Source organism: Fluoribacter gormanii (assembly GCF_900156395.1).
Taxonomy (GTDB): domain Bacteria; phylum Pseudomonadota; class Gammaproteobacteria; order Legionellales; family Legionellaceae; genus Legionella; species Legionella gormanii.
Genome location: NZ_FTNL01000014.1, coordinates 1 through 25,046 on the forward strand (window position 1 = coordinate 1; position 25,046 = coordinate 25,046).

Sequence of the window (25,046 nt, forward strand, 5' to 3'; positions counted from 1 at the left end):
CATTACCAATGATTTGATTCGTCGTGTCTATGAGCACAAAAATAAGCTAGTTGCTGGATTCACCAAAAAATACAACGTGGATCGATTGGTATACTATGAAGCGTGTGGGAGTATCATTGTAGCCATTGAACGAGAAAAACAAATCAAGGGTTGGTCACGAAAAAAGAAGCATGATTTGATTAATGCATTGAACCCAGAGTGGAATGATTTGTATCAATCGATTCTTTAAAAATTGTTCCACCTGACAGGAGATCCCTCACCCTCGCTGCGCTCGGGTTCGGGATGACGTGGGGAGTTACAAAATCTCATTTTGTATAAAGTATAAATTAAAAATAACTTTAAAAATGAAAGACATTGCGAGAAAAGAAGACTTTAGAACCTTTTTACTTGTTATTGGAAGCAACTATTCGATAGAATCAGAATACATTGATTACTGGTCATTTTTTTAATGATAGAATTTACTTTGATCCAAAAAATATGTATTTGGGCCATTCCCATTTTACTTGCCATTACCTTACATGAAGCAGCTCATGCGTACGTGGCGTATCGATGCGGCGATACTACAGCAAAAATGTTTGGTCGATTAAGCTTAAACCCTCTTCGACATATTGACCCCATAGGTACTGTTCTCATCCCCTTACTGGTTGGTATTTTAACTCAATTTAATTTTGTCATTGGATACGCAAAACCTGTACCTATTAACTGGAACCAGTTTCGTCATCCTCGACGCGATATGATTCTGGTAACCCTTGCCGGACCATTTGCGAATATTCTTATGGCATTTTTATGGGCTGCTTGTGATAAAATCGCGCTCATCTTAAATCCTAATACCTCGATGGCAGTGCTTTTTCTTTACGCTACTGCTCAAGCAGGCGTATTTATTAATTTGATTTTGGCTGCATTAAATTTACTCCCAATTCCACCTCTGGATGGAAGTCGAGTTGTCAGCAGCCTTTTACCTCCGAAACAAGCTATGGCTTACGAAAAAATAGAGCCTTATGGATTTTTTATTCTAATTCTTTTAGTGTTTACAGGTGTTTTGGGCATGATACTGACCCCGTTAATCAATCTAGGGCTTATCGCACTAAGCGCCATTTTCAAGATATAAATGGTGACGATTTGAGCGATCAATACAAAAATTTTAGACGAGACATTCTTTTGATTTGGGATAAGTACTCACTATGAATATTCTTGCTGATGCTTCACTTCCAGGGTTGAAGCAGGCTTTTCCCAAGCCTTTTCACTTAACCGAATATCATCATCCCGATGAAATAGCTCAGTTACTTCCTGGACAAGATATTCTACTTTGTCGTTCTACGCTAAAAGTAAATCAATCTTTATTAAAAAATCATTGTTTGCAGTATGTTGCTACTGCAAGCAGTGGTACCGATCATCTAGATCACCTCTGGTTAGGCTCTCAGAATATTCAGGTAATTGATGCAAAGGGCTCCAATGCTCAAGCAGTTGCTGATTATGTGGTTGCATGTCTTGCTTTTTTGGAACAACAGCACCTTATCCATGGGAATAAAGCAGGCATCATTGGTCTTGGAAAAGTGGGAACCAAGGTCGCTGCACGTTTGCAAGCAGCCGATTTTGAAATAGTCACTTATGATCCTCTCAAAGCAACACGTGAACCTGCAGCTTTTCAAAGTTGCAGCTTGGAGGAGTTGTATCAAGTTGATCTACTCTGTATCCATGCTGAATTACATAGTAATCATCCCTATCCAACTACCAATTTAATTAATCAGAATGTTCTCGATCGATTAAAACCCGGTTGCATTATTATCAATGCAGCACGAGGTGGAATTGTTAATGAAGTAGAGCTGCTCTATTCTTCAAAATCACTAATCTATTGCACCGATGTATATCTTGATGAACCAGATATTAACGCACGAGTCATCGATAAATCCACTATCTGTACACCTCATATTGCCGGTCATAGTCTTGAAGCGAAATATGCTGCTGTTGCTGTAGTGAGCTCCGCTTTGCACCAAATTGCAGGGCTTGCTCCGCCACAATTTGCAGCCCCTTTGGTACCTCAATTTTTAAGCTATGAAAACGATAAATTATGGTACGAAACTATTTTAAAAATTTATAACCCTCTTGAAGAAACATTATTATTAAAACAAGCTACAGACAAAAAAGCTGCGTTCTTAAGTTTGCGTAAAAATCATCAAACACGTCATGATTTTTCGCAGTACTTTGTGGACTCAACTTTGAACTATAAAACTAAATTATTACTGGGTTTATAAAAATAAGAACAATTAACGCTCAAATTGATACCTTGGTGCTCATTATTAAATCCAAACATGTCCATTGTAAATTTGGAAATCAAATGATACTCTTTTTCCGATTTTAAAAAAAACAAAGGAGTATGTGTTATGTCTTTAGGATTAAAATTATCAACTTTTGCAGCAGCATTGGTTCTTGCTGGTTCAGCTTTTGCAGAGGATGCTGTCTGCCCTAAATTGAGTGATATTCAATCTGTAGGAATCACAATGGCTTCACAACTGGGCTATCACTATTATATTGGTTATTCAGTAAATCACTACAATACTTCTTCTAGCTGGGGTTTTGCTATTGGGCCTGTAGAGGCAGAATCTGAAGAAGATACAATAGATATCACTAATGATATTTTAGCAGGTTTGACTGCTCCAGGAGTCCCTGAGTCTGGTCAAGACGATGAATTAGTTTGTATCTACGAAACAAATAATCCGGACCTTTTTGCAGTAGCAATTAAAGACTATGAAGAAATGTCACCTATGAAGTTCAAGCAATACATACATAAAGCTCATTAAGATAAAACCGTAGCTTGGGTCCGTAGTGAAACCCGTGGACTAGTCCTACTTACCGTAGGATTCACGACTTTCGCCACAGTTCACCCAGGCTACAAAAATTACAAGCCCTCTTTTTACAAATCATATCCCTTAATTATTTCTGGATTAATTTTTTTACTACATCTTGATCTGAAAAAGCATGTTTTACTGAGCCAATCTGTTGATAAGCCTCATGTCCTTTACCTGCAATTAAAATAATATCATTCTCATCTGCTTCATTTAATGCATAAGCAATTGCTTCTTCACGATCGACAAGTTGAATAACATTGGATGATTTTGGAATACCTTGTGCTATTTCATTGACAATGATTTGTGGATCTTCTGTACGTGGATTATCGCTGGTAATTATGATTTGATCAGCAAGCTTACTTGCAACACTTCCCATCACGGGTCTCTTGCTTTTATCTCTGTCTCCCCCACAACCAAACACCACCCACAAACGCCCTTTTTTTAATTGATTTAAAGTAAGTAGCGCATTTTCCAAAGCATCGGGAGTATGTGCATAATCAACTAGTACATAGGGAGCATTGGAAATAATTTCCATCCGCCCAGGAGCTGCTTTTAATTGAGTCATCACTTCCACAACTTGTGTAGGTGCATAATCAGATGCCAATAAACTACTAAATATAGCCAGACTATTATAAATATTAAATTGTCCTAGGGCATTTATTCTTAATTGATGCTGTCCCCATGGGGAGCGTACTTCAATTTCTGAACCCTTTATATCCATAGACCAATCTACGACTTTTACATCAGAGTTTTGGTGTATTCCATAAGTTAATTTCGTTACATGGGGCTTGACTGCGTCCGCCATTATTCTTTGATAAGGATCATCTTGATTAATAATCGCCCATTGTAATGATTCCCTCGCAAACAAGATTGCTTTTGCAGCTGCATAATTTTGCATATTGAGATGATAATCGAGATGATCAAGTGTTAGATTAGTAAATATTGCCTGCTTGAATTCAATCGTATCAACTCGATGTTGTGCAAGAGCATGAGAAGATACTTCCATACATACTTGTTTAATACCTTGATTTTTATATTGATGTAATAGCTTCTGTAAACAAAGAGCATCTGGGGTTGTATTATCCAATAATTGGAGTTTATCTACATTGCCTTGTCCAATTGTACCTATATATGCAGCTCCTTGTCCCATTAAATGATGGGCCTGAGCTAATTGAAATGCAATTGTTGTTTTACCGTTAGTTCCGGTTACTCCGGTGACGGTTAAAAAGCGACCAGGATCGTCATAAAACTGCTTTGCAATTGCCGCCAGCTGTGTTGCTAATTCAGGAACAGGGATACAAGGGATTGATTCAGGTAATATACAGTCCTTGGGAAAATCAGAGGGATCATAAGCAATCGCAACAGCACCCGCAGAAACAGCTTTATTTATAAATAAACGGCCATCAGCTACTGCACCTGCATAAGCGACAAACAAATCCCCTGGTTGAATGCGACGACTGTCATTTTCCAGACCTGTAACAATACAATCTGATTTTATGTGATGCATCCAAGGTTTTAATAATTGTGAAAGTTTCATCACTAGGTTCCTAATAGTTCTAAAAAATAGCCTGGGTGGAGCACGGCGGAACCTGGGGTTGGAAATACTGCATCCCGATTACGGTACGCTACCCAGGCTACATTTACTAAAGATCGTTTACGAGCCGAGATTTATCCTACCAACTCATCAGTAGGTATATTAAACAATCGCAAAGCTCCCGACATCACTTTAGCAAACAAGGGAGCTGCAACTGCTGCAGCATAATAACCTTTGCGTGAAGGTTCATGAATTATTACTACTACAACAAATTTGGGTTTTGAAACTGGTGCAATACCTATAAAACTTGCTGTATATTTTCTGTCTTTATAACCATCCTTTCCTGCTACACGTGCTGTCCCTGTTTTTCCTGCTACTCGATATCCAGGTACTCTTGCTGCTTTTCCAGTACCATCCTTCCCTAAAACAGCTTCCATCATAGATAATACCTGTTGAGCTGTCTCAGATTTCATTACCTGCACACCTGCTGTTGGGGGATCATTATGCAGTAAAGTCACCGGAATCAATTTACCTTTATTCGCAAAAACCATATTAGCCTTGGCTAATTGCAATGCTGTAACTGACAAGCCATAACCAAAGCTTAATGTAGCCAATACAAACGGTTTTGCATCTTTAACACTAACAATTCCTCCCTCACTTTCACCAGGATAAGTACTTTCAGTTCGTTGTCCAAAACCACAACGTTGCAGCAATCCAATTAATTGCTCTGGAGGGCTGGCTAAAACCATCTTTGTAACCCCTACGTTACTTGAGTGTTGCAATACACCCGTTACATCGAGGACACCATAGTTATGAATATCGCGAACTGTACGACCTTGAACACTCATCCAACTTGGATTCGTATCAATAATCGTCGAAGGGGTAAATAAACCGGTTTCCAAAGCACTGGCGATACTAAACGTTTTAATGACTGAACCGGGCTCAAATGTATCGGTAACAGCTCTGTTCCTGTACGAATCTTTATCGTAACGTCCCCGAGAATTAGGATTATAGGAAGGAACATTAGCCATAGCCAAAATCTCACCGTTTTCTGTATCAACTACAACAACAGAACCCGATTTAGCAGCAAATTCCTCAACCGTTTTATTTAATTCACTGTATGCTAAATATTGTAAACGTCTATCAATACTCAAAGCCATATCACGTCCTGGACGTGGTTCTTTTATCACGCCAAGTTCTTCAATAATTCGTCCTAAACGATCTTTAATTACTCTTTTTTTACCAACAACACCCTTGAGCCAATCTTGATAAGCTAGTTCAATTCCCTCCAGACCTTGATCATCTACATTGGTAAATCCAACTAATTGAGAAATGCTGTCCGAATCAGGATAATACCGTTTGAATTCCTTTTGAAAATTAACACCTGGAATTTTTAGCGTTTTTATTTTTTTAGCTAAAGGAGGAGGTAATTGTCTTTGTAAATAGAGAAATTCCAATTCTTTTTTTTCTGCATCTACTATCTTTCTACTTAACTGCTGGGGAGTTAAATTCAGATATTCGGCTAAGGACATAAATTGTTCTTTGTCAGGTGAAAACTCTTTAGGATTCACCCATACCGATTCTACAGGAGTACTAATTGCCAAAGGAGTACCATTCCTGTCCATGATCATCCCTCGATGAGCAGGAATATCTACAACACGCAAACTCCGGGCATTGCCTTGCCCTTGTAGAAATTGGCGATGCAGTACGGTGAGATCAACCATACGCCAAATCAAAATGAGTAAAATCAATGCAAAAAAAGTAGATACTACAATCAGTCTGTTTAAATGAGTTGAGTTTTTCATGGATATAATCCATCTGTAGCCAGGGTGAAGGCAACGCCATAACCTGGGTTTGATTGCACTAAAACTCCCAGGTTACCACCATACTCCACCCAGGCTACGTTACACTAAAACCAAATGGCAATGGTACTCGTTTAAAACAAAAACTTCTACTGCTGTGCTTGTAACCAATAAGTATTTGTGGATGTTGGTAAAACCATTTGTAATTTTTCAGCAGCTAACTCCTCTACTCGTGCGGGTGTAGCTAGACTTGCCTGTTCTAAGAGCAATTGCCCCCATTGCAGCTGTAAATAGTGGGTTAACTGCTCTTGTTGTTCTACTTTACTTAAAGTGACTCGGTATGAATTGGTACTATATACAACGGCCAAAGCACTCACTAACACAGCAACCAATAATATAATCAGCATGTATAATGATTTTGACATATGCATATCTGCCAGTTGACCATTAAATAAGGTACCTTGATTGATTACTTTCGCTGCAGCGTTCATGCTAATTTCTCCCCTATTCTTAGTACAGCACTTCGAGATCTAACATTCTCTTTTACTTCAATTTCTTGTGGCATAATCGCCTTACCTATTCTTTTAAAATTTGTTTTTAATGCCTCATGACGAATGGGCACTTCCGGGGGAGGCTTGTCCCCTTCTTCTTTATCACGCATAAATTGTTTGACTATGCGATCCTCCAGGGAGTGAAAACTAATCACAGCCAGCCTACCTTTGGGCGCTAGAACATTGAGACATTGTTCCAAACAGCTCTTTAAATCATTTAATTCCTGATTGATGTAAATTCGTATTGCTTGAAACACACGTGTTGCAGGATGTTTGTGTTTTTCCCATTTAGGATTTGCTTCTTTCACAATTTCGGCCAATTGTAATGTTGTGGAGATAGGAGCTATATTCCTGGCAGCAACAATTGCCTTTGCGATTCGGCCAGCGAAACGTTCCTCACCATACAATCTGAAAACAGAGGCCATTTCTTCTGCCTCGGCCTCATTAACAAATCGCGCAGCACTCATTGGTTGAGATAAATCCATACGCATATCCAATGGTCCTTGCTGCATAAAGCTAAAGCCTCTTTCTGGATTATCCAATTGTGGTGAAGACACACCTAAATCCAGCAAAATACCATCTACTTTTCCCAACACACCGGCTTGGGTCGCAAACTCTTCAATTCGTGCAAATGAACCTTGAAATATATGAAAACGATTATCTTGGCCAAAATGTTCGTTGGCATATGCGATTGCTTCTACATCTTTATCTATGGCATATAAACGACCTTGATCGTTTAAATGACGCAAAATTTCCGTACTATGGCCTCCACGGCCAAAAGTACCGTCAAAATAGACGCCTCCGCTTTTAATTGCCAGGCCCTCTATTGATTCATGAAGTAATACTGATTGATGCATCGCCATTTTTGTTTCCATTACAAAGAAAACGTTTTCATTTCATCGGGTAATCCGCTAGTTCCGGAACTTTCCTCAGCCAACCATTGTTCACGTCGGGTTTCCCAAAGATCCTTATTCCAAACTTCAAATTTATTTCCTTGGCCTATCATCACTACATCTTTTTCCAACTGTGCATAATTTCTTAAAACTGTGGGTAGTAACACCCGTCCATTTGCATCTAATTCGACATCAGTTGCATGTCCAATCAATAAACGCTGTATTCTTCGTGCGGCAGCATTAAAACTAGGCAATTTCTGCAAATTATCTTCGATTATTTGCCATTGAGCCGCGGTATAGAGCAATAAACATGTTTCCTCGGTATCAATAGTCACCACCAAAGGCGTTTTTTCTTCAGCACCTAACGCGGATCGATAACGCGTAGGGATTGCTAAGCGCCCTTTAGTATCAATGGTGATGGCATTTATTCCACGAAACATGGTTTATTTTATGTGGAAGTTTTTCTCCCTCCACAATTCTCCACTTTTTTATTATTTTACCCCACTTTTCTACACTATAGAAACACATTTCTCCATGCGTCAAGATAAAAAACCACTTTTTAGTTAATTTATATATGGATTATGAAATGAATGATTAAAATTTGATTTTTATGCGGAATTTGTAACCACGTATAGAATTAAATAAATGAGACTGGCTGTGTGGCCTTCTTCCAGTCATGCAGGAAATGAGAAAATGTATTATTTAAACAGGCCTCATCTAAAACATAAGATTTATGAAGTGATGTACAATGAATTTGGATGACAGACATACGACTTAAAATTTGGTTCGCATAAGATTTTATCTCTAACTAAGAACCATGCCTTAAGATTTTGCCGAGAAGAACCAAAACGTTTGGTATTTTTATTCACAGATGACTTATTGAATTCAATTCATCAACGCTGCGAGTCTTATCCCTTGCAGAACCAAATCAGGAACTAGATGATCATACAAGCCTTGTTTTTCAAATAAGGAAGCAAAACCGCCTGTTGCTAATACCAATGCTTTTTCAGCGCCAAACGCCTCCTGATTTAGGCGTTGAATCAATTCACGGCAAGCACCAATTGCACCATAATAAACGCCAGATTGAATGCTTTCTATTGTCGAGCGCCCCACTGAATTTTCGATTTTTATGATTTCAACAGCAGGTAATTTTGCTGTGTTTTTTGATAAAGCATCAACAGAGAGCCTAACCCCTGGCAATATTGCGCCTCCCATATATGCTTTTTGAGCACTAATGACACAAAAGGTAGTCGCGGTGCCAAAATCAATAACAATCACGTTTTGGTTTGGATGGCTATGCGTTGCTGCAATTGCATTGGCTATTCGGTCAGCACCCACTTCTATGGGGTTGCGATATTTGATATTAAGACCCGTTTTAACTCCTGCCTGCAACAAGAAAGGTTCTAAAGAAAAATATTTAACACACGCTGATCGCAATGAATAATCAATTTGAGGTACCACAGAGCAAATGCCAATCTGTTTAATAGCTTCGGGAGCGCAATTATTCTCTCTCAAAACACTTTTCAAAAAGATGCCCAATTCATCAGATGTACTCACTGCAGAAGTATGACGAAAACGAAGCTTTATCTCTTCTCCATCAAAAACACCACCATAGATATGAGAATTTCCAACATCAATACAAAGAATCATAATGTCATGCATCCAGATTTAAAAACCTCGATAGTAAATTGCGATTCTCTTATTAGCAAGTTATTAGTCAGCAAAAATAAATGAATTTATAATGGATTTCTTCGGAAACTCGCTATAGAGAGAAGTGTGCGAAGAGACACTAGGTGCTGAACTGGAGTGTGCACGCAAGTTCATGCGTATTCGAGCACGGTATCGACGAAGCAAGCCTGGGCTGAAATAAAGTTTTTGAGGAAGTCTCATGAAAAAGCCCTGCTTAATGCAGGGCATTAGTGGAGATTATCATGCTGATTTATCGTCAATATGACAGCAAAACATCGCTGATACCAAATTGATTAGTAGGGTTTAACAATCACTGTAGTACCAATATCAGCAAAATCTTCGTTTAACCATTTTGCTGCACTAGGTAAAACACGGATGCAACCATGGCTTGCATTGTAGTTAGGTACTTCGTACGCTGCATGGATGGAATACCCACCATGGAAATGCATACAGTATGGCATTCTTGCACCGCCATGTGTTTCTAATGGATAAATACTGGAGGTACAATCTTCACCTTTTTTAGAATAAACGCTGAATGTCCCAGTCACAGTTCGACATGGTTTACCAGCATCTTCACAAAAATCCTTACCCCCAGAAGCACTTCCGGTATTTACCCTATTACCGTCTTTATCGTAAGCCGCCCACGCTGTTGCTTTAGGGTCAAATACAATCACTTTTTTCCCTGTTGCCGGTCTTTTCATGGGAAAGTAGTTTGAGCCCTTATGGTCTGATTGCATGCTCATCGTATAATGAGTATAGCCAGCATCATCAGTAATAGGGACTGACCTATCCATGGAAGCACAGGATGTTGCTAAAGCACACACTGGTACCAACACTAGATATTTTTTCACTTTATTTCTCCCTCTTTTTTTCTTATTTATCGGGAGAATTAAAAATAGGTTTAGGTTTTTTTATAAATATTTTTTACATTGTGTTTTTTTTGTGAGCTTAAAGGGTATTAAATGGCTATTTTTTGGGGTGCTTTGGAAGCATAAATTGAATGGCGCGCATCAATTGTTTATCTGTACATTCAAAGCACCCCCCTCTTGCTGGCATTGCATTTAAACCCTCATCAGTATGTTTAAAGAGGACTTTCATCCCTTGTTTTAAACGCATTTTCCAATCATCTTCTTCACCAATTCTTGGTGCACCTAGAGGAATTAGTGGTTTGTTTGCATGACAATTTGCACAAAAATGATGATAAATTTGTTCGCCTTCATTTTTTGTACCACTGATAGATTGCAAAAATTCTTGAGGACGATGACTTTCTGCATGGACTGGTAATTGGCATATCAATAGAATCGCTGCATAAATACTGAAACGAATCGTCATGTAATACTCTCCTGAAAATTGGCATAATATTTGCTATTTACAACAAGTTACTCAAAGAGGGATTATTTGTGAACAAGTGCATACTAAGTGTTTTACTATTTTTTTCAAGTACAGGATTACACGCGGATGTAATTCAGTCACCTGAAATCTTAACAAACAAAATAGAACAACATATACGTAATGAACTTTCTTCATATAAAGAAGGAACAATTCAGGTTACAGCGGATAAAATTGATTCTCGTTTAAATCTCAAAGCATGTGCTGAAGATCAGCTTGTTGTTTTTAACCCCTACCAATCCCCTATCTTAAACACCAGTACAATGGGCATTAAATGTCAAGAAAATGATAATCACTGGTCCTTATATGTTCCCGTTAAAATAACAGTTTTAAAAACGATCTATGTCGCAAAACGTGCTCTAATAAAAGGCAGTCGACTTACTCAAGATGATATCTATCAAACAGAAATGGACGTACAACGATTAAATAAAGGCTATTTCACTGAAAAGGATTTATTAGTAGGACAAATTTGCAAACAAAATATTTCACCTAATAGCCCGCTAAATCCTCATAATATTGAAGCAGCAAAATTGATTAATAAAGGAGAACGTGTTTCTATTGTAGTCAATGATAATAATTTAACTATAAGTATGGATGGTGTCGCTATGGAAGAAGGTACATTGGGTGAAACCATTAAAGTGCGTAATCTTTCTTCCAAAAAAATTATTGAAGCTCAGATTACTGACGCAAAGAAAGTGAATGTTATTATCTAAAAAAATCAATAACTAACTAAAATTTACTAAAGATTTTTAAAAAGTGGCCGATACATTTAGAAGTCAAACGTGATTGAGGACAAATTATGTTTAATCAAATCAGCGATGCAGTTCCTGTAAAAACTCTAGATACAGACAATCGTTTAAAAGCAACACATCAAGAAAAAATTAAAAGTTTGATTGAAGATCCCTCTTCATTTGTCAGCATAAGTGACACCTCCAAACAATTAGAGGCAATTAAAAACTCCCTAAAGGAAGCATCTGAAGTCAATGAAGCTCGTGTTTTATATTTTAAAACTGAAATAGCGCTTGGAAATTATCAGATTGATAGTGACAAAATTGCCATGAAAATGTTAAATGTAGAACCAGCTTAATTTCTAAGGGCAATTATATGGATAATAATAAGAAAGCATTGAGTAACTGTTTGGCACAAGAAATTAATTGGATAGAAACGCTCAATTCTTTGTTGGTTGAAGAAAAAGAAATATTGATGTCTCGAGAATTTAATAGGCTTGAAGAGTTTGCGAATAAAAAGCAAGAATTATCTAATAAATTGGAAGAAAGCGCCAAACAACGGATGCAAATTATTAATCATAGCAATCCCAATCTAACGATGAATCAGGTTTTAACAGAATTTCTTAAGGATTGTAGTATTGAAGAGGTCGATCAGATCAATCAACTTAATTCCAAGCTTGCTGAACTTCTCTCACGCTGTCGCGAATTAAATGCAGTAAATGGACAAGTAATAGCCAATAATCTTTATGTCCGTCAAGAAATTGTCAATACACTGTCAGGAAATCAAACAAATGCGATCAGTGTTTATACGTCTCATGGAAACATAGAATCAACAAAAGAAAACTCACATCACCAAGAAGCTTAAAAATACAAAGCATTAGATTCTGGGTGAAAGCAGAGCTGAACCCAGAAAATACATCAAAAAATCCGCTTACCAATAAACAATGCCAAATATAAATAGAATTATTTTTACACAATAAAGTCAAAAAAATGTATAATCAGGATAAATTTTTTTTTTCTTCATATGAAATTCTTTACCAAAAAATATGACCAGACTGTTGTAGTTGAATTTTTCTCTGATAAGTCAACCACAGAGAGCGTAATAAAGGAGAACTCTAAAAACTTGCTAGGGTCTCTTTTTAAAGAAGAAAATCGATTGTTTTACTCATCTCTACTTGAAAGTTATCCTGATCTGAGTCAATTAACTTCCCAATCTCGTTTATGCTTGATTGGTCACAGTGCTCAAGGAAAACAAAAATTTTCCGGCTGTGACGTAGATATGCTGGTAGAGCGTTTGGTAGAAGATTGTTCCTTAAGCGCAGTAAAACGAATTACGTTCATTGCATGCTATCTTGGAGAGGCGAAAGCATTCATAGAGGAACTTCAATTAAAATTAGCGAATGAAGGTATATATACCGAGATAGCCGCTTATAAAGCCTATTTGGTTATTGATAGCTCAGGACATCGTTGGGTTGATTTAGGCGAAAAAGATGGATTGGTAGAAGCAGGAAAACAAAAGATCGTAATGGGCTGGGAAAACGGCCCTCAGGGCACGCCACCAAAACAGGTTGTTTTGGTTGATACTGATGAAATTAACCCTCATTACGTAGATGAGCTATCCGAAGAGGGTGAGGAGGATGCTGAAATAATCCCCAGTCAAGTAGATGATTTAGAACATATGTCTTTAAAAAGAAATTTAAGCCTGTTTAAGCAAGAGGTTATTGTAACTCCTTCCTTAAAAAAAACTTTTGTATCCTCATATAAAAAGGGCTTTTAAAATTTGAGTTAAATAAGAAAAAATTAGAATTTCTGGGTTTCACACTGATCCTCTCAGGCAACAATAGCGGAAAATACATACTCCCCAACGTGGTGGGGGATCTCCAGAAAATGGGTATGGTTAATCAGGAGATCTTAAATCGTAAACTCTTCAGGATGACGCAGTCGGGTATGCGACGTAGACACTAACGAACAACCTTAAAACTCAAGAGAGTTATCGCATACGAAGAGCCCCATCCAAACGAATCACCTCACCATTTATCATTCCATTTTCAATGATATGCGCTACTAATGAAGCAAATTCCTCGGGCTTCCCAAATCGCTTGGGAAAAGTCATGGTTGCTATCAAATTGTCTTGTACCTCTTGTGGCATATTCAACAGCATAGGTGTAGCGATTAGTCCGGGAGCTATGGTATTTACGCGAATGGCAAGCTGAGCAAACTCGCGTGCAGCAGGAAGCGTCATCGCAACGACCCCGCCCTTGGAAGCACTGTATGCCGCCTGGCCAATTTGCCCTTCAAATGCCGCAATCGAGGCCGTGTTTATGATAACTCCTCTCTCCTGGGAATTACTTTCCAACTCCAAACTGCTCATTGCATGTGCTGCAACCCTCATTACATTGAAAGTGCCAATTAAATTTACATCGATAACCTGTTTAAAGGCGGCTAAAGGCATAGCGCCCTCTTTTCCAACAATACGCTTTGCTGGAGCAATTCCTGCACAATTAACACAAACTCTTGGAACTCCCAATTGCTCTATAGTCTGTTGCATTGCCTTTTCGACCGATTCATCGCTGGTTACGTCACAGCTTATAAATAAATCAGCTTCGTTCTGGTCGTCGATTTGCTTATCCCATGCCACAACTCGCATTCCACGCTTTTTAAGGTAGTGAACACTTTCCTTTCCCATACCTGAAGCACCACCTGTTATCAATGCGATTTGATTCGTAAAATTCACTATTATTCTCCATAATTTTTAGCCTGGCGGAGCGTAGCAGAACCCGGGAATTCTATATTTTTAGACCGGGTTTCGCTACGCTGCAGCCCCAGGCGGAATGAACTGGGGTTTGTTACATTTCAAGAGCTTGAGCCAAAATGACCAAGGTAGTAGAGATGTAAACAGGTCCTAAAAAAACTCTTTGCTCAATTGTTTGAATTCAGGAGTCCCCGCTTTTCTTAACCACTCAAAAAATACCATTTCAGAAGTAACCAAATGAATCCCTTCACTTTTCATTCGCTTCAGTCCATATTTCATATTTTGCTCACCACGACAACTTACTGCATCGACAACAACAAAAACATCAAATCCTGCTTGTTTCATTTCCAAGGCTGTTTGCAAAACACAAACATGCGTTTCAATGCCGATAAGGATTAATTGTTTTTTATTAAGCCGCTCTAATCGCTCCAAATATTTAGGCTCACCCATACAGGAAAAACTTACTTTATCTATACATTGTTGTTGATCAAAATACGAGTGAAATTGTTTCAGAGTTGAACCAAGACCTTGCGGATATTGTTCGCTAACCAAAATTGGCACGCCGATTTTTCTGGCTAATTTTAAGAGCCATTCACAGCGCACAATAAATGCTTCACTATTTAATACAGCTGGTGTTAATTTTTCTTGTACATCGACCAACAATAAAAGTGAATCCTCTTTGTTAAGTAACATCCTTATTCTCCTTGGCGAATCAATTTAAAGACTTATAAAAGCATACAGCCTGGATCTAAAACTGCAATCCAGGCTGTATGTATTAGCAGAAAAAACCGAGTAAAAACCTAAATCCCTGCTATATCAATTGTTCTCATTTTCACATCCATCTGCTTATTACCGCGTTGAATGGATACAGTTATTTGCTCGCCTACTTTTATTTCGGTAAGCATGTTATATAAGACATCGTAGTTAGGAACAGCATGTCCATTAAGTGCAACAATAATATCACCTAACTCGATACGTCCCCAAGCATCTCTGTGCGTACCTCGTAAATGAGCTTTATCCGCAGGTGTATTGTGTAAAACATCCGCAATTAATATCCCTTTACGTATACCTAATTGGCGAGCAACATTTGGAGGCACACTTTGGATACCTATACCAGACAATACAACTCGACCATTTTTAATAATTTGCGACACGATACGATCAATATCATCAGCAGGGACAGCAAATCCAATTCCGGCAGACGATCCTGAATTAGAATAAATCATCGTGTTCATACCAATTAACTGTCCCGCACTATTCAATAACGGACCACCTGAGTTACCGGGATTAATTGGTGTATCTGTCTGAATCATATTGCGAATTGTAACTCCGCCAATTCCAGGAACCTTTCTACCCAAGGCAGAAATTACCCCCTTAGATAAGCTATGATCCAGGCCAAAAGGATTACCAATAGCAATGGCCTTTTGTCCTACCATGAGCTCATGCAGATGTACTACTTCAAACGGTTTAAACTCTTTAAGTAGAGCCAAAGCTTGTGGCGATTCAATCTTTAATACAGCGATGTCTTTACGTGGTTCTGCACCAACAACCTTAGCCGGTACTGTCAAATTACCTAAAGTAATAGCTAACTTATCAGCCCCTTTGATGACATGATAATTAGTGACTATATAGCCACTGTTATTCCAAACAATTCCAGAGCCTGCGCCATCTGATACTTGTTTTTTCTGTAACGACCTGTTTGTTATTGTTGCCAGCCTGTGAACATAAACTACTTTAGGTGCGGCATCATGAAATACTTGCACTGTATTTTGTTCATCAGGAAGAAGAGAGTTTACACTTGCACTATGTCCTGGCAGAGCCAGAATAGAACATAACATAAATGTCATAAACCACAAATAACGATGTTTTGCCATCAATATATCTCCATCAATTAGCTCAGAATCTTGCATTCCTGCAAAAAAATGCAAAATGAATTGTAATATAAACAACCATAAATGTCACTAAATGAATGATGAGAATAATTTTCAAGCAAATGTCATGGAATGATGTCTCTCCTCTTCTTTCTCTTTTTCTTCATTGCTATCGTGTACTTCATCCAGATGGGTTACAGATACCTTCGCATCTTTAATTTCCTGATTTTCTTGTTTCTTAGCTGGTGGATTATTTATTTCATTTTGTATTTTATCTACCTCACTACGCGCCACATGCTCAACTCGCGTTTGAATCAACGAAATTCCAGGACTTACTCCAAAATATTGCATCAAAAATTGTATTGGTATCATCAACATATCTTTAAAAGTCATTGATGAAGCTTCCATGGCCTTGACAGCTATAATTTCTGTATTATCAATATGACGCAAATATACTTTTTCCAATAGTGCTGAATGCTGTTTATATACATTATCCAAACTGTCATTCCGAGCTTTTTCTTGGTTCAAAAGAAATTTTTGAAAATCAGTATGCGCATCCCATAGAGTAGCTCTCCTTTCTTGTAATTGCTTGAGTTCAGTATCATAAAATGCAATCTCGCGATCAATTTCCTCTCTTAGGCGATCGCATGCAATTTTGCGCTCAGATGAGATCTCCCCACTAACTATAGAGTCTGATTCTTTTATAATGGCTTTGGCATAACGCTCAATCAATTCTTTTTTTTTGATTAAAATCTCCTCTATTTTAGTATCTATGTACTTAATTGCATCTTTATTAGCCCCAAGAACCTGGTAATGAGAATCAAACCGTTTCTCACTTTGCATTTGGGTACGCATTTTTTCTAATTCTTTAACTTCCTGAGATAAGGCCCTGCTTTGTGCCGTATCATTTAATTGCTTGTCTCTACTCAACAGAATTTGTCTAATGAATGCAGCCAAAACAACAACTGTTCCCAATACTGCAGCACAAATAAGCGCTATACTGACTGGCTCCATAATCAACTCCTAGAATGAGACAAATGAATCAATTGAGTGTGAATTTCAATAGCAAAATACTGACTAAAAGTTTGATATGAATCAATCGATGGCCATTGAGCAGGTATACTCGACATACGACTCATCGCTGCCGAGTAAATTGGAATATAGTTCTCTTTAATAAAAGGTTTTATATCCGTCAAATTAGAGAAGTTCCTCACCAAAGCAGTAGCATTTTCTTCCAAATGCGATAATTCTACTTTTTCAATAACATCAGACAAATCTTCTTGGCCCTCAAGTGATTCTTTGATCCAATCGAGTAGAGCAGCACGAGGCTTAATGAGCAATAATTGATGACTTGTTTCTATTGAAGGTTCCATCAACACAATATGGTTGTGCAATTCAAATTTAAAACAACAAAGAAAATCAAGAAAATTGGTTTCTATTTCGTTACGTGCTTTATCACCTAACCAACGACAAATTTCGTGGCGAAACATTTTTGAAAAATGTTTTTCTATTTCATCCAAGGTTGCATCATCTGAATTTTGTTTTTGCAATACATAAGCAGTATTATCAATTTGTAACAATCTAAGATCTGGTAGTTTTGTATCAGGTAGTTGTGAGGCAAGAAATGATAAAAAAACAGCTGTAGGTTTTAATATCACTATTTCATGTTGGCTATGGCGCATAATCCCTCCTTGATTTGTACCTAAATCTCTCACCAACAGATTTACAGCACACGCTTAATCCATTGAATCTGCGCATTCACTTAAGATCTTTTTTGTCTTGTAACATTCAACCCGCTTTACGAAAAAATCTTAAAAACTCACTGCTTCAATATAATAAGCCGTCGCTACAATCTTTAGCAAAATGATTCAGCTTGATTTGACCCATCCTGAGTACTACAGACACCCTAATTAAAACGATAGACCATATATCGGCACTTCGCGAGCCACCTTTAATTTTTTCTTAATATTGACCTTGATCCGTTCTTTTTTTACAGTACCTCACAATGAAACATTAAAGTACTACAAAAGTGGATAAACAAAATTTATATAAACAATTTAGTAAGCCATTACTGAACTGGTTTGCTCTTTATGGACGTAAAAACCTGCCGTGGCAATTGCCTCGTACACCCTACAGGGTATGGATTTCCGAGATTATGCTCCAACAAACACAAGTTCAAACTGTTATCCCTTATTTCGAACGTTTTATGCAACAATTTCCTAGCATAAGTGATTTAGCTCAATCACATGAAGATGAAGTACTTTCTTTATGGTCAGGACTTGGTTATTACAGCCGCGCTAGAAATCTTCATCAAACTGCAAAAAAAGTGATGCAAAACCATGGCGGTGTTTTACCCGATAATTATCAATTATTAAATGAATTACCAGGGATTGGCCCTTCTACTGCAGCAGCCATTGTGTCACAAGCCTTTAATCAACCTGTTGCTATTCTTGATGGGAATGTAAAACGAGTACTGACGCGCTTTTTCAGCATTAAGGGTTATCCCGAACAAGCACAAATAAAAAAAAGACTATGGGAACTAGCTAACTCATGTATGCCTCAAGAACACTGTGCTGATTACACTCAAGCGATTATGGATTTAGGTGCAATGTGTTGTACCCCTAAAAATCCAAATTGCCTTAATTGCCCTTTACAGAATAGCTGCCTGGCATTTAAACATGAGGAACAACATCTCTATCCAACCAAAAAAATAAAAAAACCATTACCTACCCAATACCAACAATTGCTCGTCTTATACAATGAACAAGGCCACATCTATTTAGAAAAAAGACCTCCTGTCGGACTATGGGGAGGGTTATGGTGTTTGCCCAATCTGAATGAAGGAGATTCTCCACTTGATTTTATTCGTTTGAACTATGACTTATCAGGAGAAACACCCCGAAAACTGATTGCTTTTAAACATCGTTTCAGCCATTTTCATTTGGAAATCAATGCATTAAGTATAAAAACTAAAGTCTTAGGTAAAATGTTGTATGAAAAACAAGGCAAGTGGTTTGCAAAAGAAGAAATAAACTCTTTGGGACTAGCTCAGCCTACCAGTAAAATATTGTCTTTTCATTACAATATGTTCGTTTAATGCGCTTTATGGTATAACGATGTCATTTTTTTGTTGCATGACTTTTTTTAATGAAAAAATTTATTCAATCCACTGCTACTTTAAATAATTTGGTCCAGTATATTCAAAATGTAGGAGTTTCATTAAAAACTTCTTCAAGCCTAAAGAAAACAGTTGGTAAACAGAGTGACGATCCACTTACGATAGAACAGCAAAAATTCCAACAAAATCGGGCAGCAAAAATAATTCAGCATGCATATCGCAGCCATAAAGTGAAACAAAAAATAGGGGAGAATCCTTATAATTTTTATTTATCAATGATGAATGAAGAGGAAAAACAACGCATCCCCGCCCATATCTTATTTGGAAGCCACATAGCCGAAGTCAGATCCGATTCAGTACATCGAATAAATAATCCTTATATTCACTCCGAAGCAAGATATCATCGAGACGATGATTTATCTGGAATCTTATTGGATAATTTAATTGACTCATTCAACATTAGTAAAACATCACGGACAGCAAATGACTATATACCAGTAACCTTGCTCGATAATGCTCCTGTTGACGAAATTGCCAGACGTTATTTCCCCAAAATAGAACCACAACCCCAAATTATTAAAGATGCAATGCATTCTATTGCATTGGTTGCCGTACCCAATAACAATCCTAGTTCCGATGAAATAAAGGGGATTCTCAGTGTTTGTGGCTTAGTTGCAAGCCCTTGGGAAATTGCAATCAATGTTAAAAATACACCCTATCCTCTTATAAAACCAGAGAAAATCAACTCAGCGCTCAATCTAGTTACTACGAAAGAAGCATTATTAAAAAGTAAATCATTTAATAAGCTTAGTTTAATTGCTAATAGCTCAGAACATTCAACCAACAAATTAGCTAAAGGACTAAAACAATTATTAATCGATCTTCCTGAATTAAATCAAAATGCGATTCAACGTATTGGGCTTATGCTCAATATAACCTGTCTTTTTTATGAAAATAATTATCCAAAATTTGCTTTCTTTCTTTATACAATCATCCATGAAATCAGTTTGGGTTTATTACAACAAAACGACATTAGACATTTAGAAAAAGATTATTCCAGATTCATGCACGAAACAGCAAAGGTATTACTGCATACATTAGGACTAGAAAAGGAACAATTAACAAAGACAACCTTTTTTGCTTCACTTGCAATGTCAGGAACCAATGCATATGTGATTGCCATGCATTTGGCCCAGAAAATGAAAACTAAAGACGATAAACAACCGACAATTAAAGTATACGGAACAGCATATTATGAGTTTGAACATATTACGAAAGAGGCCGAATCCTCCGATCCAGATGTGTTGGTAATCTCCGCTGGTCCAATTGTTAACGAACAAGGTATTATTCCAGGCATTGATATTAATCAGTTAGTAAAACACCAATTTATTGATAGCAAACGAGATAAAGCTCTCACCGTTATTGTTGATGCTACTACTGCCTTGTATAAAAATTTGCATTTAGACCCTGCGGTTCGAGCTCTTGTTATAGAGGGAAAACTATCGATAATCATCCATGAAAGCCACCAAAAATTTGGTCTCTTTCATACAGACCAGGCTCAATGTGGAAAAGTATATGGACTATGCGCAAAAGAAAGCTATGCAGAGGAACTAATTAAAGAATTACACAAAAATGCACAGAATGATTTTAATCATCACGTCGATCTGCGCATAGGTGCTTATATAAGTATGAATTGCAGCCAAATTTTAGAAGAAATAAAACACCAGCATTTTGCTAATGGTGCGCTTTTAAGAAATATGCTCGCACAGGCTCGATTAATAGATACCAAAGTAATCGAACATCCAGATATGCTCTCCAACGCTAACGAGCTATATTTTGTAAATTTTGATCCCCAAAAATCCAAATCATTTGAAGAATCAGTCCAGGAACACATTGAACCTAGAGATAGTTTCGGGCATTTTTGTACAACCCAATCCTTGATAAGTGATTTCATAAACTCTGAAGAAATGATGCAAACTCGGATTAGTGCTGATGCTTCAGATACCATTGATACATTAATCCAGATATCACAATTATACTTGTCAAATTATTACACAAAGGACGAGCTGTTAGAAATCCTAATCCAGAATGCTGTAAAATCCGATTCTTTATCATACGACGAGCAAATTATTTCACTCGCCCTGCTCAATAATATAATAGATCACATTCCTATTGATTCACACATCATGCATCAAAACTTAATTGCGCTTTTTGCTTCGATAAAGTGCATACGTGAACAATGCTTCTTGTTAAAAGACCGTCAATATATAACAAAGGTAGATAGTTATTTATTCAAGTTACAAGACAAGATTATTACCACCTTTAAACCGGTACACCCGCAAGATTTCATCCAATCCATTCAAAAAAAGTACCCGCAGGGGAACTCATCCGCCTCGATGGCTCCACAATTAAAGTTAGATGACGAAAACTCGAGAAATAAAAATGGATTACTATTTTTCGATTTCTCAATCTCAAATTATTTTTCTCAATCTTCTAAAAAGTCAAATGACGATATATTCGAACCCAAAACTACGCAGTTTTAAACCGCCTAGCATGGGTACAGCTCTGCGAAGCCCGGGCTAATATCTTTAACTTAACGAACCGCCCCTGGCGAGTATTCGAATTGCTTCTTTTGCATCAGGCTGCCCTAGATTGGCAGCAGCATTGATCCAAAACCAGGCTTTTTTTCGATCTTCAACTACTCCTTTACCATAGTAGTACATATAACCTACAGCATACTGAGCATCAGGCTGGCCTTTTTGAGCTAATGGTTTTAAGCGAATAAACGCCTTGCGGTACTCCTCGAGTCTGAAATTATCAATTCCTTCTCGCAAATTGATCCCATTACTCATAGTACACCCGGCAAGATTAGAAATAAAAATTACAACGAGTAATAGATTAAATAAACGTCTCATAAATTTTTATTCCCCTTCCAAAGGCTTTGCTACTGGTTCAAAGATTAATTCATTTTTGGGTAAACTTAAACTCTCTAAAGCACCATTGCGTTCAACCAAAATTCCAGACGCCATAATGCGTTTAATCACTGCGCCGCCAGGAATTGTATCACCCAATTTATAAGTATTTTCCTCTCCATCAGCAGAACGAATGATTACTTGAGAATCATTTATCTGATTAGCAAACAAAATGCCTACTAAAGTAACATTCAGCATTGATTTCTTAATAGTGGATAAATTATCAGAAACATAAACGCCAAATAAAGAAGAATGTAAAATAGCATCAAAAGAATTTTGGTTTGATATCACCGGCATCTCATTTGTTGTTTCAAGATCTGTCTCGATATGCACAGGGGAAAATAGCAATGTAGCGTATTCAGTAATAATCAATATGGAAAAAAGCGAAATTAAGGCGATAATAATCCATTGTGCGTATTTTGCTGAAAATAAAGCGTGAATATCAAATTTCATTGTCAAAACGCCCCTGAAGTATAAACTTGCCTAGACCTAGACTCCTTGCCTTGCTTTGGAGAAGTAGAACTTGCCTATATATAGAACCCCCACTAGAATATCCTACATAAACCGCTCTGAAAAGATCGCCCTTCCATAAAAAAGCCTCTTTCCAAAATCACTGAGGGGAATGAAATGCCAGGAGATGCAGAGCGAAAAACAGGGGTGTACACATCAGTACATGAGGATTCGAACACTGCATCGACGAAACCACTCTCCTCCTCAATCGAGTTTGAACAGAGGCCAAAGGATGAAGGTATCGATATAAAAAATTTATAGCTCTAAGGATAGTCCAATGAAAAAGAATCACTTTGAAACTCGAGCCATTCATGCGGGGCAGAAACCTTGCCCAAGTACTGGTGCAGTCATGACACCTATATATGCAACATCAACCTACAAACAAATTGCACCGGGCGAACATCTTGGTTATGAATATTCTCGTACGCATAACCCTACTCGGGGAGCCTATGAAGGATGTATTGCCAGTTTAGAGTCTGGAGAGCGGGGTTTTGCTTTTGCTTCTGGAATGGCTGCAATTAATACAGTTGTTGATTTATTGGATGCCGGAGATCATGTTGTTGCGATGGATGATCTTTATGGAGGCACTTTTCGTTTATTTGACAAGGTCAAAACGCGTACATCCGGGTTATCCTTTTCTTTTGTAGACATGACTGATACACGCAATATAGAAGCTGCGATTACCCCAAAAACACGAATGCTTTGGGTAGAAACACCTTCAAATCCCATGCTAAAACTAGCCAATTTACGTGAAATAGCAACGATAGCAAAACGCCATAATCTCATCGCAGTTGCAGACAACACTTTTGCAACTCCTTGGATTCAGAGACCTATTGAATTAGGATTTGACATTGTACTGCATTCGGCAACTAAATACCTCAATGGTCATTCAGACGTAGTCAGTGGCGTTGTGGTTGTTGGTGACGATCCAAATTTAGCGGAAAAAATTGCTTTTCTCCATAACTCCTGTGGCGGAATTGCAGGTCCATTTGACAGTTTTCTGGTTTTAAGAAGTTTAAAAACCCTATCATTGCGTATGGAGCGACATTGTGAAAACGCGCATCATTTAGCAAATTGGCTAAGTCATCAGTCCAGAGTAAAAAAGGTCATTTATCCTGGCCTTGCAAGCCATCCTCAACATGAGTTAGCTAAAGAACAAATGTATGGGTTTGGCGGCATGATTTCCATGGTAATTGATGGTGGTATTGACGCTGCCAAACGCTTTCTTGCTCGCTGTGAATTATTTACTCTGGCCGAAAGCCTGGGCGGTGTAGAAAGCTTAATCGAGCATCCAGCAATCATGACACATGCATCGATACCCCCAGAAAAACGTAAAGCCTTAGGAATAGAAGACGGATTTATCCGGCTCTCAGTGGGTATAGAACATGTGGAGGATTTACAAGCCGATCTGGAATATGCACTGGCATATTAAATTTTAATTGGGTAGCCTGGGCGCAGCGGATCCCGGGTTTAACTGAACCTAGTATTCCCCGGGTTCCGCTGCACTGCACACAGGCTACAATACACCCGGAATACAAAAGTAACATAGGAAAAATAGATGCAGACGTTACAAACTATAATAGAGCAAGGTTTTGAACAACGCCAAACATTATCAATTGATAGTGCTCCTCCGGAACTCATCACGGCCGTTAATGAAGTGCTTTCTTGTTTGGACAGCGGCCAATATCGAGTTGCTGAAAAAATAAATAATGAATGGGTCGTACATCAATGGATAAAAAAAGCGGTTCTTTTATCTTTCAGACTTTACCCCAATCAAGTAATTGACTCAGGTTTTTGTCAGTTTTATGACAAAGTACCGCTTAAATATAATAACTATACTGAAGAGCAATTTAAGCAAACAGGGGTACGTGTAGTACCGCATGCCATGGTCCGCAAAGGAGCATACATTGCAAAAAACTGTGTTTTAATGCCCTCTTATGTCAATGTAGGTGCATATATCGATGAAGGAGTAATGGTGGATACCTGGGCAACCGTGGGTTCTTGTGCTCAAATCGGTAAAAACGTTCATCTTTCAGGTGGAGTAGGCATAGGTGGGGTACTAGAACCCTTGCAAGCTAACCCCACAATTATCGAAGACAATTGCTTTATCGGCGCCCGCTCAGAGGTAGTTGAAGGAGTCATCGTGGAGCGAAACTCGGTCTTATCTATGGGTGTTTATTTAGGACAAAGTACCAAAATATACAATCGTCTTACTGGAGAAATTACGTATGGTCGTATTCCGGAAGGATCTGTGGTAGTGGCCGGTAGTTTGCCCAGTGAAGATAAAAGCTACAGTTTGTATTGTGCGGTCATTGTGAAACAGGTAGATGAAAAGACCCGAGCGAAAGTAAGCATAAATGAACTATTGAGAGCTAACTAGCATATGATTGA

The 25,046-nt window shown here is 38.0% G+C and carries 28 protein-coding genes; 13 read left to right on the forward strand and 15 right to left on the reverse strand.

Annotated features, from left to right (window positions below):
* The 4 genes from BW930_RS09730 to BW930_RS09745 all read left to right on the forward strand — a co-directional run.
* On the forward strand, positions 1 to 229 hold a 229-nt coding region (locus BW930_RS09730; protein WP_076547515.1), incomplete at its 5' end, for a GIY-YIG nuclease family protein.
* A 219-nt stretch (positions 230 to 448) separates the two neighbouring features.
* Positions 449 to 1,108 carry a site-2 protease family protein gene (locus BW930_RS09735; protein ID WP_058468362.1) on the forward strand — a complete coding sequence of 220 codons (660 nt, stop codon included), beginning with the start codon at positions 449 to 451 and terminating at the stop codon, positions 1,106 to 1,108.
* Positions 1,109 to 1,181: 73 nt separating this feature from the next.
* Positions 1,182 to 2,252, forward strand: coding sequence for an NAD(P)-dependent oxidoreductase (locus BW930_RS09740; RefSeq protein ID WP_058468363.1), 1,071 nt, complete (start codon positions 1,182 to 1,184; stop codon positions 2,250 to 2,252).
* 129 nt (positions 2,253 to 2,381) lie between these two features.
* Positions 2,382 to 2,798 (forward strand): DUF4949 domain-containing protein, encoded by a 417-nt coding sequence (locus BW930_RS09745; protein ID WP_058468364.1) that lies wholly within the window; start codon positions 2,382 to 2,384, stop codon positions 2,796 to 2,798.
* Between the two features lie 133 nt (positions 2,799 to 2,931).
* Here the strand turns inward: BW930_RS09745 and BW930_RS09750 are convergent, their stop codons facing one another.
* From BW930_RS09750 to BW930_RS09785, 8 genes are all read right to left on the reverse strand, one after another.
* On the reverse strand, positions 2,932 to 4,383 hold the full coding sequence (locus BW930_RS09750) for a UDP-N-acetylmuramoyl-L-alanyl-D-glutamate--2,6-diaminopimelate ligase (RefSeq protein ID WP_058468365.1): 1,452 nt from the start codon (positions 4,381 to 4,383) through the stop codon (positions 2,932 to 2,934).
* A 131-nt stretch (positions 4,384 to 4,514) separates the two neighbouring features.
* Positions 4,515 to 6,185, reverse strand: a complete 1,671-nt coding sequence (locus BW930_RS09755; protein WP_058468366.1) for a peptidoglycan D,D-transpeptidase FtsI family protein — start codon at positions 6,183 to 6,185, stop codon at positions 4,515 to 4,517.
* Between the two features lie 146 nt (positions 6,186 to 6,331).
* On the reverse strand, positions 6,332 to 6,673 hold the full coding sequence (gene ftsL, locus BW930_RS09760; RefSeq protein ID WP_058468367.1) for a cell division protein FtsL: 342 nt from the start codon (positions 6,671 to 6,673) through the stop codon (positions 6,332 to 6,334).
* A complete protein-coding gene (gene rsmH / locus BW930_RS09765; protein WP_058468539.1) occupies positions 6,670 to 7,596 on the reverse strand; it encodes a 16S rRNA (cytosine(1402)-N(4))-methyltransferase RsmH in 927 nt (308 codons plus the stop codon). The genes ftsL and rsmH overlap by 4 nt, the downstream gene beginning before the upstream one ends.
* An 11-nt stretch (positions 7,597 to 7,607) precedes the next feature.
* Positions 7,608 to 8,066: a division/cell wall cluster transcriptional repressor MraZ gene (mraZ, locus tag BW930_RS09770; RefSeq protein WP_058468368.1), complete on the reverse strand. Its 459-nt coding sequence runs from the start codon at positions 8,064 to 8,066 to the stop codon at positions 7,608 to 7,610.
* A gap of 445 nt (positions 8,067 to 8,511) precedes the next feature.
* Positions 8,512 to 9,276 (reverse strand): type III pantothenate kinase, encoded by a 765-nt coding sequence (locus BW930_RS09775; protein ID WP_058468369.1) that lies wholly within the window; start codon positions 9,274 to 9,276, stop codon positions 8,512 to 8,514.
* A 332-nt stretch (positions 9,277 to 9,608) separates the two neighbouring features.
* The gene (locus BW930_RS09780) at positions 9,609 to 10,166 is read right to left on the reverse strand and encodes a L,D-transpeptidase (protein ID WP_058468370.1); all 558 of its coding nucleotides are present in this window, start codon (positions 10,164 to 10,166) and stop codon (positions 9,609 to 9,611) included.
* A gap of 115 nt (positions 10,167 to 10,281) precedes the next feature.
* Positions 10,282 to 10,647: a c-type cytochrome gene (locus BW930_RS09785; protein WP_058468371.1), complete on the reverse strand. Its 366-nt coding sequence runs from the start codon at positions 10,645 to 10,647 to the stop codon at positions 10,282 to 10,284.
* 68 nt (positions 10,648 to 10,715) lie between these two features.
* Between BW930_RS09785 and flgA the strand changes: the two genes are divergently transcribed.
* From flgA to BW930_RS09805, 4 genes are all read left to right on the forward strand, one after another.
* Positions 10,716 to 11,417 carry a flagellar basal body P-ring formation chaperone FlgA gene (flgA, locus tag BW930_RS09790; RefSeq protein ID WP_058468372.1) on the forward strand — a complete coding sequence of 234 codons (702 nt, stop codon included), beginning with the start codon at positions 10,716 to 10,718 and terminating at the stop codon, positions 11,415 to 11,417.
* 86 nt (positions 11,418 to 11,503) lie between these two features.
* On the forward strand, positions 11,504 to 11,791 hold the full coding sequence (flgM, locus tag BW930_RS09795) for a flagellar biosynthesis anti-sigma factor FlgM (protein ID WP_058468373.1): 288 nt from the start codon (positions 11,504 to 11,506) through the stop codon (positions 11,789 to 11,791).
* A gap of 17 nt (positions 11,792 to 11,808) precedes the next feature.
* Positions 11,809 to 12,297, forward strand: coding sequence for a flagella synthesis protein FlgN (locus tag BW930_RS09800; RefSeq protein ID WP_058468374.1), 489 nt, complete (start codon positions 11,809 to 11,811; stop codon positions 12,295 to 12,297).
* Between the two features lie 159 nt (positions 12,298 to 12,456).
* Positions 12,457 to 13,209, forward strand: coding sequence for a C80 family cysteine peptidase (locus tag BW930_RS09805; protein WP_058468375.1), 753 nt, complete (start codon positions 12,457 to 12,459; stop codon positions 13,207 to 13,209).
* A gap of 213 nt (positions 13,210 to 13,422) precedes the next feature.
* Here the strand turns inward: BW930_RS09805 and BW930_RS09810 are convergent, their stop codons facing one another.
* The 5 genes from BW930_RS09810 to BW930_RS09830 all read right to left on the reverse strand — a co-directional run bounded on the left by BW930_RS09810 (position 13,423) and on the right by BW930_RS09830 (position 17,737).
* Entirely contained in the window at positions 13,423 to 14,166 is a 744-nt protein-coding gene (locus BW930_RS09810) for an SDR family NAD(P)-dependent oxidoreductase (protein ID WP_058468376.1), read from the reverse strand.
* Between the two features lie 168 nt (positions 14,167 to 14,334).
* Complete coding sequence (locus tag BW930_RS09815) at positions 14,335 to 14,877, reverse strand: isochorismatase family protein (RefSeq protein ID WP_058468377.1); 543 nt, start codon at positions 14,875 to 14,877, stop codon at positions 14,335 to 14,337.
* A 107-nt stretch (positions 14,878 to 14,984) separates the two neighbouring features.
* Positions 14,985 to 16,058, reverse strand: coding sequence for a S1C family serine protease (locus BW930_RS09820; RefSeq protein WP_058468378.1), 1,074 nt, complete (start codon positions 16,056 to 16,058; stop codon positions 14,985 to 14,987).
* A 111-nt stretch (positions 16,059 to 16,169) separates the two neighbouring features.
* Positions 16,170 to 17,069: a hypothetical protein gene (locus tag BW930_RS09825; protein WP_058468379.1), complete on the reverse strand. Its 900-nt coding sequence runs from the start codon at positions 17,067 to 17,069 to the stop codon at positions 16,170 to 16,172.
* A gap of 2 nt (positions 17,070 to 17,071) precedes the next feature.
* Entirely contained in the window at positions 17,072 to 17,737 is a 666-nt protein-coding gene (locus BW930_RS09830; RefSeq protein ID WP_058468380.1) for a hypothetical protein, read from the reverse strand.
* 347 nt (positions 17,738 to 18,084) lie between these two features.
* On the opposite strand from BW930_RS09830, the gene mutY reads away from it, so the two are divergent.
* Positions 18,085 to 19,152, forward strand: a complete 1,068-nt coding sequence (mutY, locus tag BW930_RS09835; RefSeq protein ID WP_058468381.1) for an A/G-specific adenine glycosylase — start codon at positions 18,085 to 18,087, stop codon at positions 19,150 to 19,152.
* A 50-nt stretch (positions 19,153 to 19,202) separates the two neighbouring features.
* Complete coding sequence (locus BW930_RS09840) at positions 19,203 to 21,716, forward strand: hypothetical protein (RefSeq protein ID WP_058468382.1); 2,514 nt, start codon at positions 19,203 to 19,205, stop codon at positions 21,714 to 21,716.
* Positions 21,717 to 21,761: 45 nt separating this feature from the next.
* On the opposite strand, the gene BW930_RS09845 is transcribed toward BW930_RS09840, so the two are convergent.
* Positions 21,762 to 22,088, reverse strand: coding sequence for a tetratricopeptide repeat protein (locus tag BW930_RS09845; protein WP_058468383.1), 327 nt, complete (start codon positions 22,086 to 22,088; stop codon positions 21,762 to 21,764).
* A gap of 6 nt (positions 22,089 to 22,094) precedes the next feature.
* Positions 22,095 to 22,598 carry a type II secretion system protein N gene (locus tag BW930_RS09850; RefSeq protein WP_058468384.1) on the reverse strand — a complete coding sequence of 168 codons (504 nt, stop codon included), beginning with the start codon at positions 22,596 to 22,598 and terminating at the stop codon, positions 22,095 to 22,097.
* 174 nt (positions 22,599 to 22,772) lie between these two features.
* Between BW930_RS09850 and BW930_RS16945 the strand changes: the two genes are divergently transcribed.
* The 3 genes from BW930_RS16945 to dapD all read left to right on the forward strand — a co-directional run bounded on the left by BW930_RS16945 (position 22,773) and on the right by dapD (position 25,035).
* Positions 22,773 to 22,916, forward strand: a complete 144-nt coding sequence (locus BW930_RS16945) for a hypothetical protein (RefSeq protein WP_115266165.1) — start codon at positions 22,773 to 22,775, stop codon at positions 22,914 to 22,916.
* Positions 22,917 to 22,932: 16 nt separating this feature from the next.
* The gene (locus tag BW930_RS09860; protein WP_058468385.1) at positions 22,933 to 24,087 is read left to right on the forward strand and encodes a trans-sulfuration enzyme family protein; all 1,155 of its coding nucleotides are present in this window, start codon (positions 22,933 to 22,935) and stop codon (positions 24,085 to 24,087) included.
* A 126-nt stretch (positions 24,088 to 24,213) separates the two neighbouring features.
* Positions 24,214 to 25,035, forward strand: coding sequence for a 2,3,4,5-tetrahydropyridine-2,6-dicarboxylate N-succinyltransferase (gene dapD, locus BW930_RS09865; RefSeq protein ID WP_058468386.1), 822 nt, complete (start codon positions 24,214 to 24,216; stop codon positions 25,033 to 25,035).
* The last annotated feature ends 11 nt before the right edge of the window (positions 25,036 to 25,046 follow it).